Annotated in this window: 12 protein-coding genes and 1 tRNA gene; 6 read left to right on the top strand and 7 right to left on the bottom strand. The window is 71.6% G+C overall.

What is annotated here, in order from left to right:
* Positions 1-276: 276 nt before the first annotated feature.
* Positions 277-1011, bottom strand: coding sequence for a GPP34 family phosphoprotein (locus ACF059_RS24690; RefSeq protein WP_030390041.1), 735 nt, complete (start codon positions 1009-1011; stop codon positions 277-279).
* A gap of 186 nt (positions 1012-1197) precedes the next feature.
* Here ACF059_RS24690 and ACF059_RS24685 point away from each other — a divergent pair, with 186 nt between their 5' ends.
* The 4 genes from ACF059_RS24685 (at position 1198) to ACF059_RS24670 (ending at position 7798) form a co-directional block, all read left to right on the top strand.
* Positions 1198-3795 (top strand): D-alanyl-D-alanine carboxypeptidase family protein, encoded by a 2598-nt coding sequence (locus ACF059_RS24685; protein WP_392060811.1) that lies wholly within the window; start codon positions 1198-1200, stop codon positions 3793-3795.
* A 110-nt stretch (positions 3796-3905) separates the two neighbouring features.
* Positions 3906-5876, top strand: coding sequence for an MFS transporter (locus ACF059_RS24680; RefSeq protein ID WP_392060808.1), 1971 nt, complete (start codon positions 3906-3908; stop codon positions 5874-5876).
* Between the two features lie 99 nt (positions 5877-5975).
* Positions 5976-6179: a hypothetical protein gene (locus tag ACF059_RS24675; RefSeq protein WP_360891202.1), complete on the top strand. Its 204-nt coding sequence runs from the start codon at positions 5976-5978 to the stop codon at positions 6177-6179.
* A 305-nt stretch (positions 6180-6484) separates the two neighbouring features.
* Positions 6485-7798: an ATP-binding protein gene (locus ACF059_RS24670; RefSeq protein WP_392060805.1), complete on the top strand. Its 1314-nt coding sequence runs from the start codon at positions 6485-6487 to the stop codon at positions 7796-7798.
* On the opposite strand, the gene ACF059_RS24665 is transcribed toward ACF059_RS24670, so the two are convergent.
* The 5 genes from ACF059_RS24665 to ACF059_RS24645 all read right to left on the bottom strand — a co-directional run bounded on the left by ACF059_RS24665 (position 7701) and on the right by ACF059_RS24645 (position 10735).
* Entirely contained in the window at positions 7701-8516 is an 816-nt protein-coding gene (locus ACF059_RS24665) for a nitroreductase/quinone reductase family protein (RefSeq protein WP_392060802.1), read from the bottom strand. The genes ACF059_RS24670 and ACF059_RS24665 overlap by 98 nt on opposite strands.
* Positions 8517-8746: 230 nt before the next feature.
* Positions 8747-8819: transfer RNA gene (locus ACF059_RS24660), tRNA-Arg, on the bottom strand.
* Positions 8820-8962: 143 nt separating this feature from the next.
* Entirely contained in the window at positions 8963-9784 is an 822-nt protein-coding gene (locus ACF059_RS24655; RefSeq protein WP_392060800.1) for a terminase large subunit domain-containing protein, read from the bottom strand.
* A 243-nt stretch (positions 9785-10027) separates the two neighbouring features.
* A complete protein-coding gene (locus ACF059_RS24650; protein ID WP_392060797.1) occupies positions 10028-10447 on the bottom strand; it encodes a hypothetical protein in 420 nt (139 codons plus the stop codon).
* A gap of 75 nt (positions 10448-10522) precedes the next feature.
* The gene (locus tag ACF059_RS24645) at positions 10523-10735 is read right to left on the bottom strand and encodes a hypothetical protein (protein ID WP_392060794.1); all 213 of its coding nucleotides are present in this window, start codon (positions 10733-10735) and stop codon (positions 10523-10525) included.
* 822 nt (positions 10736-11557) lie between these two features.
* Here ACF059_RS24645 and ACF059_RS24640 point away from each other — a divergent pair.
* Both ACF059_RS24640 and ACF059_RS24635 read left to right on the top strand, forming a co-directional pair.
* Positions 11558-12388 carry an EcsC family protein gene (locus ACF059_RS24640; RefSeq protein ID WP_392060791.1) on the top strand — a complete coding sequence of 277 codons (831 nt, stop codon included), beginning with the start codon at positions 11558-11560 and terminating at the stop codon, positions 12386-12388.
* 103 nt (positions 12389-12491) lie between these two features.
* Entirely contained in the window at positions 12492-13088 is a 597-nt protein-coding gene (locus tag ACF059_RS24635) for a hypothetical protein (protein ID WP_392060788.1), read from the top strand.
* Positions 13089-13291: 203 nt separating this feature from the next.
* On the opposite strand, the gene ACF059_RS24630 is transcribed toward ACF059_RS24635, so the two are convergent.
* Positions 13292-13786 (bottom strand): hypothetical protein, encoded by a 495-nt coding sequence (locus ACF059_RS24630; RefSeq protein WP_392060786.1) that lies wholly within the window; start codon positions 13784-13786, stop codon positions 13292-13294.
* Positions 13787-14144: the final 358 nt, after the last annotated feature.

The raw sequence follows: 14144 nt of genomic DNA, 5'->3' as shown, positions 1-14144 counted from the left end.
CCTCAAACGCCGGCGGGGCTGGAATGACCCAGCCGGCCTGGGCTGCGCCCGGCCTTGGGGGGGGGGGCCCCGCCCCCCCCCCCCCCAACCCCCCGGGGGGGGGGGGGGGGGGCGGCCCCCCCCCCCCCCCCCCCCCCCCGCGCTGGCGGTACCCGAACCGGGTTTTCACGGACCTCGGTCACGGCGATGGCGTTGCGATGGAGCTGGCGTAGCGATGGAGCTGGGGTGGTGCGGTGGTGCGGGTGGTGCCGTGGTGCTGATGGAGCTCGGGGTGGATCAGTGCGCGGCCGCGCGGGCCATCGCACCGGTCCGGCGCGGCTGCAGCGGCACGCTGCTCGCCGTGGCCCGGGCCGGCGGTGCCGGAGCGCGGTCACGGCGTGGCTGTGCTGCCACACCGTTCTGGACGTCCATCACGGCGTGCGCCACGAGTCCGCCCATCGGGTCGTGCCGGATCAGGTCCCGCAGCCGGGACCTGGACGACCGCCCCTCGTTGCCGGGGTACAGGTGCTTGCCGAGTCCGACCGCGTGGGCCAGTGCGGCGAGCGCCGCGGTCCGCGGGTCCGGCGGTACGCCGGTGCGGATCGCACTGTCCAGCCGGGCTCGTATCTCCCGGCTGATCTCCGTGTCCGTCGCCTGGTAGCGAGTCGTCGGCAACACCCCGCACATCTGTCCCGCGACGGCATGGACCATGCCGCAGCGCTCCAGGTGCGCGAGGTAAATCTGACGGAGCCCCAGGCGGGGTCCGCCGATCCAGTGGACGGCCCGTACCGGGCTGCCGCGCCTGCGCAGCAGTTCCAGTGCGGAGTCCAGAGTCGGATCTCCTGTCGGCCGTGGCATCACCACGGCGATACGATCCCCATCAGGGGCTATCCGTCCTGCCAGAGCCAGCTCCACTAGCTGTGCCCCGGCCAGGCCGAGGTCGAGCGACTGCGGCTGCGCCGTGGTACCCGTGGCCGGGTCCAAGGCGAGCAGCAGAAGCTCCTCCGGAATTGTTCTGCGGCTCCTGCCCATCCATGCCTCCCCGCGTGGATGAGTGACAGGGTGACGCCTCTCACATTCATCTGTCGAGAGCGCGTGGCCGCTTTGTGGGGGAACCCGCAGCTATGTCGTTCTCGTCTAGCACGGGGGCGATGCCCCCGAGACGGGACACTGTTAGACATTCGGACAGCCGGACGTGGCGGCGATGGAGGAGGAACGGTGGCGGGCGAGTCCCCCGACAAGTCGGTAGATGAAGGTGCGCCGGGGGCGGCGGAGTCGTCCGCCGAGCGTGATCCGCGGCTGTCGGTGTTCCGGCCGAGGGACCCCGAGGACGGTGCGCGTGCCGGCGCCGGCAGCGTGCGTGGCGGGGCCGAGGCCGAAGTTGAGCCCGAGGCCGAGCCCGAGGCGGCGGCGGAACCCGAGGCCGCGGTTGAGGCCGAGCCCGAGGGTGAGTCCGAGCGCGTAGCCGAGGCTGAGGTTGAGCCGGAGGCCGAGCCCGAGCGCGTAGCCGAAGCCGAAGCCGAGCCCGAGGCCGCGGTTGAGCCGGAGGGTGAGCCCGAGGCTGCGGGTGAGCCCGAGCCCGAGCGCGAGGTTGAGGCCGCGGTCGAGCCCGAGCCCGTAGCCGAAGCCGAGGCCGAAGCGGGTGGCGAGGACGCCAAGCCCGAGGTCGAGGCCAAGGCCGGGTCCGGCAAGCCGGATGCGCTGCGCGAGGCGGTGGCGGCTTGGGTCGCCACGGCCGACGACGCGGAGAGCGACGACGCGGAGGGCGGTGCGGACGAGCGCCGTGCCGATGAGCCGAAGGCGGGCGCGTCGACCGGTAAGGATTCCGCTTCCGCTTCGGCTCCCGTGCCGGCCGCCGAGGCGAAGGCCGGCGAGCCCGCCGACAGCGAGCGCACCGCTGTGTTCCGTGCCGTGAAGCTGCCTTCCGACTCCGGTCCCGATGGTTCTGGTTCCGTTCCGGCCGGCGAGGCGAAGGCCGAAGAGCCCGCAGACAGCGAGCGCACGGCCGTGTTCCGTGCCGTGAAGCCGCCGTCCACCCCTGCTTCGAAGAAGCCGGATTCCGGCTCCGGTTCCGGTGCGGCGCCTTCCGGGGCGGCTCCGGCCGCCCCGTCCAAGCCGGAGGCGGAACAGTCCGCCGACAGCGAGCGCACGGCGGTCTTCCGGGTCCCGAAGCCGGATTCCGCTTCCGAGCAGCCGACGGCTGACAGCGAGCGCACCGCGGTCTTCCGCGTTCCCCGGCCGGACAACGTCAAGCCGGACGCCGTGAAGCCCCCCCTGGCCAAGCCCGCCCCGGCCAAGCCCGCGCCCGCGACGCCCAAGGCCAGCACCTTCGTGCCGTTGCGTACCGAGGGGGAGGGCTCGGGCAAGGCCGACGGCGCCGCGCCGAAGCCCGCCGCCGGGCAGCAGCAGACGGCGCCGCGGCCTCCCGCACCATCCGCCGCCTCCGCCTCCGCCTCCGCCTCCGCCTCCGCCGCCTCCGCCGCGGCCGCCGCCGACCGCACCGAGCGGACCACGCAGCAGCCGCTGCCGCCCCGCCCGCCGCTCGACATGCTCGCGGACCTCACGAACAACCCGCCCCCGCCGCCGAGCCCGCTGCGCACGGCCGTACGGCGGTTCAAGATCTACGCCCCGCTCGTCGTGCTCCTCGCGATCATCCTCGGCATCGTCCAGCTGGTGCGCCCGCTGCCCGAGCCGAAGCTCGTGATGACCGAGAAGTCCTCGTACACCTTCGACGGCTCCAAGCCCGAGCTGCCCTGGCCCAGTGAGGGCCAGGCCTACATGGCCGCCGCGGGCCTCGGCACGATCGGCCAGTCCGGCGAGCAGAAGCCGGTGCCGATCGCGAGCGTCACCAAGTCGATGACGGCGTACATCATCCTGCGCGACCACCCCGTCAAAAAGGGTGAGCAGGGCCAGATGATCGAGATCGACAAGACGGCCGAGACCGAGGGCAAGAAGAACGACTCGGTCAACAACGAGTCCACCCTCGACACCGTCAAGGAGGGCGAGAAGATCTCGGAGTACGACGCGATCGCGGCCCTCATGATCCCGTCGGCCAACAACATCGCGCGGCTGCTCGCGCGCTGGGACTCCGGTTCCCAGGAGGCGTTCGTCAAGAAGATGAACGACACCGCCAAGGAACTCGGCATGACCAACACCACCTACACGGACCCCTCGGGTCTGGACGCGACCACGGTGAGCACCGCCGAGGACCAGGTGAAGCTCGGTCTGAAGCTCGTCGAGATCGAGACGCTGCTGGACATCACCAAGAAGCCCAGCTGGACCGACCCGTCGGGCAAGAGCTGGCGGAACTGGAACGGCCTGGTCCCCTACAACGACTCGCTCGGCATCAAGACCGGTACGACGACGAAGGCGGGCGGAAACCTCCTCTTCGCCGCGCAGAAGAAGATCGGCAACACCAACCAGCTGATCGTCGGAGCCGTCCTCGGCCAGCACAAGTCGCCGATCATCGACACCGTGCTCGCCGCGAGCAAGCAGCTCATGATCGCCACCCAGAAGTCCCTGGAGGGCGCGACCGTCGTCAAGAAGGGGTCCGTGGTCGGCTACGTGGACGACGGACTCGGCGGCCGGACGCCCGTCGTGGCGACGGCCGACGTGCAGGCGGTCGGCTGGGCCTCGCTCACCGTGAAGCTGAAGCTCGCGGACGGCGGCGGCGCGGTCCCGCAGAGCGCGAAGGCCGGTACCGAGATCGGTGTGCTGACCGTCGGCGAGGGTGCCAGTCAGGTGAAGGTGCCGGTGGCGCTGAAGAGCGACCTCGCCGCGCCGGGTATCGGAAGCAAGCTGACGCGCGTCGGCTGAGTGCGGGTGAGAGCCTGCATCCGGCGCCCCGGGCAACCCCGGGGCGCCGGACCGCGTCTTGGGACCCGGGGCGTGTGCGGGTGTGGACTCATGTGTTGGGGAGTGCGGTAGTGACCACCGCTGAGCAGCAGGGCCGGGGCCGGGGGGCGGGCGTACCGTCGGCCGTCGACGGCGGGGCCGACGGATCCGCCGGCGGCCCGGCCGACGGGCGGGGCCGGTACGCCGGGCTTCCCGCCGAGGCCGAGGCCGGCGTCGATGACGGCGCCGCCGCCGGCTCCGGCGCCCGCGCCGCGACACGCCCCCGCGGCCCGCTGCGCGCCGGTCTCGACTGGGCCCTGCGGCACCCGGTGCCCGTCGCCACCGTCCTCGCCGGGCTGCTGCACGTCGCCTGGTTCTTCAGCTTCGCCAACAGCGGCGGCGACCTCGCCGCGCAGGACGCCTGGGCCGAGTTCGTCGGCCGCCACCCCGACTCGGCGTACAACCTCGCCTGGTACGGCGGCATGCACCCCGTCTCGTACAGCGTGGTCTCGCCGTACGTCATGCACGTGCTCGGCGTCCGGACCACGATGATGATCGCCGGCACGGTCTCGGCCGGGCTGCTCGCGCTGATCCTGACCCGCTGCCGCGGGGCGGTGCGCGAGCCGCTGTGGCCCGCCCTGGCCGGGGTGTACGGGCTGCTCTGCAACGCGCTGTCGGGCCGCGTCACCTTCGGCCTCGGCGCGATGTTCGCGCTCGGCGCGGTCGCCGCCGTGTTCTGCTGGCCCCGCAAGTGGTCGCAGCGGCGCTGGGCCAAGGCCGCGGTGGCGGCCCCGCTCGCCGGGATCGCGACCGCCGCCAGCCCCGTCGCCGGGCTGTTCCTCGGGGTGATCGCGGCCGCGCTGTTCCTGAGCCGGCGGCGCCCGGGTGCGTACGCGCTGGGACTGGCCCCGGTGGCAGTGGTGGGGCTGTCCGCGTGGCTGTTCCCGTTCTCCGGGACGCAGCCGATGAAGCTGGGCTCGGCGGGCCTGCCGTTCGTGTTCGCGCTGCTGATCCTGTTCCTCGTACCGAGGCGGTGGAAGACGGTCCGGATCGCCGCGGCCGTCTACGGCCTCGGGGTCTTCCTGACCTGGGTGATCGACTCCCAGGTCGGTTCGAACGTCACCCGGCTGGTGATGCTGTTCGGCGGCGCCGTGCTGCTCGCGGCCCTCCCGTACGAGGTCCCGCGCTCGCGGCGGTGGTACGCGGTACTGATCGCCTTCGTCGGCATGAACGCCTGGATCACCGGCAACAGCATCACGGACATCGTCCGCACCACCCCGGTGGCGGCCTGGAACCGCGAGCTGGCCCCCCTCGTCGACCAGCTGCAGAAGGCGGGCGCCGACCGCGGCCGGGTCGAGGTGGTCCCGGCCAGCAGTCACCGCGAGTCCTCCGCCTTCCCCTCGTACGTGAACCTGGCGCGCGGCTGGAACCGGCAGGCCGACCTGGAGCGCAATCCGCTCTTCTACGACGACACCCTCGACGCCGACAGCTACCGGGCCTGGCTGGAGCGCTGGGCCGTGCACTACGTGGTGCTGCCCGCCGACAAGCCCGACTCGGGCGGGGAGGACGAGGCGAAGCTGGTGCGCGCGGGGCTCCCGTACCTCCAGCAGGTGTGGGGCGACGCGAACTGGCAGCTGTTCAAGGTGCACGAGGCGACGGATCTGGTGGCCGGGCCCGCGACCGTGGTGCGGGCCAGTGCCGACCAGCTGGTCATCGACGTGTCGCGGGCCGGACGGGTGCTGGTGCGGATCCCGCACTCCCCGTGGCTGGGCCTCGTGGACGCGGCGGGCAAGCCGGTCCTGCCGCCGCAGGAGACCTTCGCCTCGAAGGCGCGGGGCGGGAGCGGCAGCGCCCTTCCCAAGCAGTACGGGAACACGGCGGGGTGCCTGTTCAAGGCCGCCCCGGACGACGTGGGCGACGTGTGGACGGAGCTGCTGGCCCCTGCGCCGGGGGAGTACCGGGTGGCGGCGAAGTACCAGCTGCCGCGGGGGACGCCCTGCCCGGACGAGCTGATCAGCGCGACGCTGGGGCCCGCGGAGCGGTCGGCGCCGCCGCGGCCCTGATCCGGAATCCTTTACTCCCGGTCCGGGTGCGTCGCCCGGTATATCTGCATACGATCCCAGTAGTCCGATTGGGTGCTTCTCGAGGGAGTTGACTACGGGATGACCAAAGAGCAGAAGCGGGACGTCCGGGCGGCCATCGCGAAGGCGCAGGAGCAGGCACAGCCGCCGCGCGCGCCGGGTCACGGCTTCAGTGGACCGGTACGGAGCAAGGTCAAGGGCGGACTGCACACGAAGGCTGCGCTCAAGCGGGCCGGGACTCCGCAGGGCGACCGTATCGGCGAACGCAGCAGCGGCCTGAGCTGACCCCGGCGCAGGCGCGGGGAAGCGCATTCGAGGTGGCACGGCCCTTCCGGGTCCTCCCGGGAGGGCTTCGTGCGTCGTGGGGGGTCACGGGGGCCGGTGGCCTGGCGGGGGCCACGCAGGACCGGTGGCCTGCGCGGGGGGCCGCGTCGGTCCGGTGGCCTGCGTGGGGGGCCACGTCGGCCCGGTGGCCTGATCCCTCCGGTCGGTGGTCGTGATCCCGCCTGCCGGGCGCCGGGGCTGGCGCATTACGGTGGCCTGACCGAGGACGGACAGGCCGTGAGGATCACGAACGGGGAGCTCCACTGATGAGAGTGCGGCTGCGCCTGCCCGCGTGGACCTCGACCCTGACCTGGAAGGCCGCCGTCTTCATCACCCTCATGTGCTGCGGCCTCGCCGCGCTCCTCGGCGGCCTCGTGCACAGCGCCATGACCCACCAGACCACCGGCGCCGCCCGCGAGAAGGCGCTGGTGAAGCTGGAGCGCACCATGCAGGCGTACGAGACCGGCGCGCGCCTGCCGCGCGGCGAGGCCGTCGACCCCGTGGACCTGCCCGCCGAGCTGCGCGCCCTGGCCCTCGCCGGCAAGCGCGGCACGGCCGTCGGCGAGCACCGCGGCCGCTCCGCCATGTGGGCCGCGGGGCCCGGCCCCGACGACACCGCGATAGCCGTCTCCGTGGACTTCCGCGCCAGCGAGCGCACCATCGCGGAACTGGACCGGGCGATCCTCGGCTCCTCGGTCCTGGCGATCGGCGGCACCCTGCTCATGGGCGCGTTCGGCGTCACCCGGATCACCCGCCGGCTGCACCTGACGGCGCAGGTGGCCCGCCGGATCAGCGCCGGGGACCTGGACGCCCGGGTCGGCGACAGCCCGCGGCACAAGGACGAGGTGGCGGCGGTCTCCCGGGCCCTGGACACCATGGCCTCGACCCTGCAGCGCAAGCTCGAAGCGGAACAGCGGTTCACGGCGGACGTCGCCCACGAGCTGCGCACCCCGCTGACCGGCCTGAACGCGGCCGCCGAGCTCCTGCCGCCGGGCCGCCCGGCCGAGCTCGTACGGGACCGGGTACGGGCGATGCGCGCGCTGACCGAGGACCTGCTGGAGATCTCCCGGCTGGACACGGGCGGCGAGCGCGTGGAGCGGGATCCGTGCGACCTGGCCGAGCTGGCGGCGCGCACGATCCGCGCCTCGGGCACCGACACGGCCCTGACGGTGGTCTCCCGCCAGCGGGTCGAGACGGACCGGCGCCGCGTGGAGCGGATCCTGGGCAACCTCGTGGCCAACGCGCACAGCCACGGCGCGGCCCCGGTCACGGTGACCGTCGACGGCCGGACCCTGACCGTGGCCGACTCGGGCCCCGGCTATCCCGAGTACCTCCTGACCACCGGCCCGCAGCGGTTCCGTACGGAGGGCATGAACAAGGGCCACGGCCTGGGCCTGACCATCGCCGCGGGCCAGGCACGGGCCCTCGGCGCCACCCTCGCCTTCCGCAACCGGGAGGCGGACGGCGGCGCCGAGGCCCGGCTCACACTCCCAGGGCCCGCAGCACCGGGAGCAACTCCTCCTCCTCGCCGTCGAGATGAGCCTCCAGCTCCCGGCTCATCCGGTCCACCCGCTCACTGAACCCCTCGCCCGGCTCGTCCAGGGCGGCCGCCAGCTCCGCTTCGAGCCGGGCGATGACCTCGTGCTCGACGAGCATGCGATCGATGAACTCCCGCATCTGCGGGGCCTTTTCCTCCAGGAGGGGGAAGAGGCCGCCGTTCTCGCCGTGGTGGTGGGACTCCAGCGAGTGGCAGAACGCCAGGCAGTGCTGGCGCAGCTGCAGCCCGAGCGAGGCGACGGGCCCCCCACGCGCCTCCTCCTCGGCCGCGAGCTGCCGTACGAGGGCCAGCTCGGCCCGCAGCCAGCCGTGGATGTTGAGCAGCCTCCCGGCCAACCCGGGCTCGTCGGTGACGGGTTCGTGGCTCCGGTGCAGCGCCACGACGGCTATCGCCTCACCGGCCCCGGGCTGCCCGTCCAGCAGCTCGTCACGCCGGGCCCCTTCGACGGGCACGGCGACGGCCTCGTAGCGGTCGGTCCCGGTCTCGACCTGCACGAGGGGCCGCGCGAGCAGGTTCCGGTACCAGGCGGGATGCCCGTCGGCCCCCGGCGCGGACGCGACGACGAACAGCTGCCCGTCCTCGCCCTTCTCCGCTAAGACGCCGAGCGGCACGGTGTGCGGCTCGGGCGAGTCGGCTCCGGTGGTGCCGAGCAGGATCAGCTCGGAACCTTCGTAGGGACCGCCGACCTTGCCGGCGTTGGCCCGGAACTCTTCGATGACGCTCTGATGAGAAGATGACACGGAGTGTGGATTCCTCACGGTGTGTGCGCGTGCGTGGGCAGCGGAACAACTGGGGGAGATCACCCGTGACCGGCGGCGTTCAAGCCCATGGGCACGGTCCTGGAACAAAGGCGCCTGCGCGACCACCGCCCGGCCCCCATCCCTGTGGGCGGCGCCACACGACACCTGGATCATAAAATCACAACAAGACGAGGCCCCCCAGCCTGATTCGGCTGAGGGGCCTCGAACTGTGCCCTCGGCAGGATTCGAACCTGCGACACCGGCTTTAGGAGAGCCGTGCTCTATCCCCTGAGCTACGAAGGCGGGTGTTGATGTTGCTTCGCGAGATACCTTACCGGATCTGGGTTCTCTGTATGCGGTACTTGAGTTCTCGCAGGTCAACGGCTGTTAGGGGACCCCGGCGACACGGGCGCCGTCGATCGGATACCCGGCCTCTTGCAGCATCCTCACGCCCGTCTGCAACGACAACACGCCAGCGCCCGCCGCACGTACGACCTCTTCGAGAACCGCCCCGCGGTCGGTAGGGGTGTGCGGACCGAACACCAGCCGCACAGGTATGGCCGCGCCCGCGGGCCAGCCCTCGGCCTGCCCAGCCTGGTGGAGCCGCTGCACGAACCGGAGCAGCAGCGTACTTCTTCGCCCGCGTGCTCGGCACCCGGCGCCACAGGCGGCGGGCCGGCGAGCGCGAGGGCAGGCAGGTCGATGACGCGTGTCTGGATGAGGATGGCGGACCCGCCGGGCTCAATGCGGGTCAGAAGGACGGCCTGCCACCACTCCCAGAGGCGGCGCCGCATGGTGGGCGAGGAAGCCTCCGCGGCGTCCTTGATCGGGTCGTCCACCACCGCCAGGTGGGCGCCCTTGCCGGGGAGGCCGCCGCCGACGCCGGCCATGACCGCGCCGCCCTCGGTTCCGAGTAGGTCGAACCGGTTGGCGGCAGACGAGCCGGGGCGCAGGTCGATCCCGATCTGCGGGCCGTACGTGAGGATGGCATCCCTGATCCACCGACCGTGATCATCAGCCAGATCCGAGGAGTACGAGGCGATCATCACCCGGTGTTCCGGTCGCCGGCGCAGGTACCAGAGCGGCGCCCACCGAGCGGCGCGACGGGATTTGCCGTGGCGGGGTGGCATGGTGAGCAGCAGCCGGGGCGGCACTCCGGCGGCGACCCGCTCGAACGCAGCGTCGATCAGCCCCAGGTGCGGGGCCTGCATCTCCTGTCCTTCGGTGAGGACGGCCGCCATCGCGCCGGGGGAGCGATCCATCGCCATGTCTCGCTCGATGCGGGCGAGCTGGGCACGGAGCTGGGGCGTGGAAGCTGCGGCGATCTCACGGCGGCGCGACGCGGGAAGCGTGCGGTACAGCTGGAGAACCGCAACCTCGTCAGCCCTCCCCACGCTCGGCGTTCGCGTCGCCGGCCAGCGCGATCAGCCGCTCCAGCTCATCCAGACCCGTGGTCTGCACCTGGACGGCGCCCCCGTCCCCGCCGGTAATCTCTGTCCGGACGGGGCGGTTCAGGCCGAGGAGGTGGCCGCTGCGCTCGATGATGCGGACGGCGCGGTCCACGGCGGCCAGGTCGCCGGTGCGGGTGGCGGAGCGGTATACCCCGAAGAAAAGCCGTTCCAACGCTCGGCCATAAGCTTGCGCAGATCGTCAGTGCTCTCGTCCAGCACCGTGCTGCGCTCCGCGAGGGCCTTCGACACGTCCTTGCAGGCGATCTCGATCAGGCGGGCGTCGCTCGGCGGTTCACCGCCGCGTCGGTACGCCTCGATGCCGTAGCCCTGCGGGTAGGCGATGCCGTCGCTGTTGACCGCTGGATCCGCAGCCAGCTTGCGGCCGATGGTCAGCCAGTCGACGCCCGCCAGCTTCAGGTCGACGGCGTCGGTACGCCGCTGGGTGATGGCGGCCCTAGCGGCCTGGGTGGGGCGGCCCATGTGCGCAGTTCCTCGAAGCCCCCGCGCCGCCCTTCCATGATTTCGTATCGGAGGGCGGCGGTAGGGCTGCGGCGGCTAGCGGGCGAGGGTCCAGTTCGTCAGACGGTCCACGATCTCGAGAACTGACCTGCGCGCGCCGGCGGAGATGAACGCGAAGACGACGAACGACGGGATGAGCGCCACGACTACGACCAACGCCGGCAGCAGACGGACCACGATGGTGCAGAAGTCGAGCACGGAGCGGAGGGTCCGGGTCTGAGACAGGAGGTCGATCAAACGGTCCAGCAAGGTGCACTCCTCGGATACGCGAGCGGGGTCGCCTGGTGTCCGACTGAGGGCATACGTCTCCCTCGGACGGTGCCCTGGTAGGGCAACCAAGCTGATGAAGAACCCCGCTGGCCCGCGTTTCACGAGTCAGCGGCAGGTTCGGTACCTGCTGCGCATCCCTGTCTCCCCTGCAGATCGACCTACGGCGCCGGACAGTAGTCTGGCGGCCAGCTGAATTTACTGGCCGCCAGACCGCCATTCAAGGGTGGATTTCAGACACTGTCTAGAAATGCTTGAAACGAATCATCGAAGGTCAGCTGCTTCCCCCTGCGGCTGCTCCTCCAGCTGGGGCCCGGCCGGAGCCGTCGGGACATTGCGGTTCTGCTTCAGGCACCATCCGAACTGCCAGTTCCGGTAGGTTCGGAACAGTCAGGCTTGCCGGAGCGGTTCTCCTGCGGGGATGGAGTGCTCTCCCCACCCGGTGATGGGCCGCGCGTTCTGTAGCCGTACCGCCAGGCCGGGCACGAGGGGGTCCCCCTCCCACTCATGGCCGGGCGCGTACTCGAAGCCGAGGTGTGCGTTCCGTCCCCAGTCCCACGGGATCGGCAGAGCGCATAGGTACCGGGCTGCTGGAGGAGTCGCCGCAGGCAAGAGCAGGATCTGGCCACCGGCGCCGCTGAACTCGGCAAGCGTGCCACGAAGTACTTGGAGAACCACCCACGCGCCCAATCGGCGGTTTCGCGGGGGCAGGAGATCGCCGCCAAGGGTGCTCGCAAGGTCAGTGCCGGGGCCCGCGGGGCCTCCGACGCCCTCCCCGACTGGAGCGGTACTGCCTTTCAGTCCGTGCGGCAGACGGTGGGGCGGGTCTCACGGGCGGGGCTCTCCTCCAAGCGCGTGGTGGCGCTCCACAAGAAGCGCGGGCACGACGTCGCATCGCTGTCCGATCTGCGCCGCCTCGACCTGGAGCAGGTCGACGCGGTCCGTGGACGAGCGGCGAGTTGGTACTACCCGGCCGCCGCAGCGCTCTCCGGAGCGGGTGCAGGCCTTGTGATCTCTGGAGGGCAGCTCGCCGTCGCCGCCTCCGCCGGGGCCGCGGCCGCGCCTTCGGGAGGTGCGATCGTCGGCGCTTTCACCGCTGACGCCGCAGTCGTCCTCGGACTCGCGTCCCGCTCCGTCGGTCAGATCTCGCTGCTCTACGGTTACGACCCCGAAGAGCCCGCCGAGAAGCTCTTCGTGATGTCCGTCGTCAACGCGGGGACGGCGACGTCGGCTACGGCCAAGAGCGCTGCGATGGCCGACGTCTCACGGCTCACCCAAGCGCTCGTCCGCGGCAAGGCCTGGGACGTCCTGAACGAGACCGTCGTCGCCAAGGTCTCCCAGCAGTTCGCGAAGGCGTTCGGATTTCGCCTCACCAAGAAGGGACTCGGCAAGGCCGTGCCCGCCTTCGGCATCGTCGTCGGAGGCACCCTCAACTGGACCACCCTGGAGGCGATCGTCGACGCCGCCGACACGGCGTACCGGCGGCGGTTCCTCCTCGAGAAGTACCCGCATCTCGGTGAGGGGCAAGGAGCCGGATCGTTCCCCGACCTCGGCCCGGAGGCCCAGGACGACGGCGACGAGGAGATCAGCCTGCTCGGCAAGCTCGCAGAAGCGGGCGGCCCGGACCTCCGCTGAACCGGAGAGGGCCAGTGGGTGGTCCCGGGGCGGGCCTTACGGTGGACACCCCGGGAGGCTTCGTCGCGTAGCCGTCCACCGCTGTTCGACAGGAGCCCACGGCGTGACGACCGCGATCACCCGGCCCGGCGAGTCCCGGGCCGCGCGCCTGATGACCGAGTGGCTCGATCCCAAGACCTGGATCATCGCCGACGCCGTCCTCGTCGGCTGGCACAGCGACCGTCTCGCCGGGATCGGATGGGGCCTCCTCGGGTGCCTGTTCGCCGCGGGCATCCCTCTGGCCTTCATCAAGCACGGCATCCGGCGCGGTCGCTGGGCCGACCGGCACGTCGGCCAGAGGCCGCAGCGCATCCTCGTGATGACCTTCGCCAGCGCCTCGGTCGCCGGCGGACTCCTCCTGCTGCGGGCCTTCGGCGCCCCCCGGCCGATGACTGCGCTAATCGCGGCCATGCTGGTCACTCTCGCCACCCTCCTCGCCGTGACCCCCGCCTGGAAGATCAGCGTGCACGCGGCCGTCTCCTCGGGCAGCGTGGCGATGCTCGCCATGACCTACGGGACGTGGGTGCTCCCCGCCTCCCTCCTGGTCGCGGCCGTCGGCTGGTCCCGGGTGCAGCTCGACGACCACACCCCGGCCCAAGTCCTCGCCGGCACCGCCGTGGGCGGGGTCCTCGCAGCGAGTACCTTCGCGCTGCTGCGGTAGAGACCGGAATCACCCGCCGGTCCGGAGCGTCTGGGGGAAATCCGGTTCCGGCAGCCCCAGGCGTGCGAACGGTGTGGCCGATGTCGCCTCCGCGGTGAAGGGCTGCTCGCTCAGCCTGAGGGGCCGCTCCGGATGCACCTATGAACAGGAGGTTCCTCGGCCTGACCGGGACGCCGCGGCTGAGACATGGGGAGGCCGGGCGGTCATGAGGGATCTTTGCGGAACCGCTTGGCGAGCGCCGGGTCCGTCTCCCACCACAGGCCGGACCCGAGGTGTCCCTCCTCCGCGGATCGGGCGTCCTCGGTGCCGCCGATCCCGGCGCCGCTGACCACCTTCACCCGGAACAGCAGGCCTGGGACCGCGTGGAGCAGCGCGCCGATCAGCAGCATGCAGCCCACCACGTAGAACCCGGGGATCGAGATGCCGGCCAGGAGCGGAAACAGGACGGCGGCCTTCAGGCCGGTCCCTTCGGCCGTGACCAGGACATCCTGCCCCTCGTGCACTTCGACGCTCACGGTGTTGGAGCGGGTGCGGTTCTTGCCGGTGACCCGCACCGTGCGTGTGCCGGCGGCCGCGGGGGACCGTACGGTGGCCCCCTGTGCGACCTGACCGACGGCCACGTCGTCCACGACCACGCTGAACGTCCCTGCCCGGCCGAGCCCCGGCTGCTGCGCGCGCACCACGATGGTCCCCGTCATTGGCCTCCCCCTTCCGCTGGTCACGTGAGCCACGTGAACTGTCGCGGCCAGCCTGTCCACATTCTGGCCGCCGCGCTACTGCCGCGGAGCGGCCGTCAGGGACGGATGGGGGATATAGCGGCATTTTCCTGTTGTTGCCTTAACGATGAGGCAGGTCAGGCGAGTTGTCTGGCGGGACGACGCTGAAAGCTCGGCCGTGCCCGCGCTAGTCTCCCCCGGCAGTCGCATGACTGTGCGACTTCTTGTCCACGTATCCATTGGGAGATGCTCGTGGGGGCTTGGCGTATCAAGACGCCGGTCGGTGGTCCGCTGAGGGGGAGACACAGATCCGTGTCTCTTATCGGCGTTCTGTCCATGA

It is taken from the genome of Streptomyces sp. NPDC016562, from assembly GCF_043076955.1.
Classification (GTDB): Bacteria; Actinomycetota; Actinomycetes; order Streptomycetales; family Streptomycetaceae; genus Streptomyces.
This window is presented reverse-complemented; position numbering and strand designations above follow the sequence as displayed.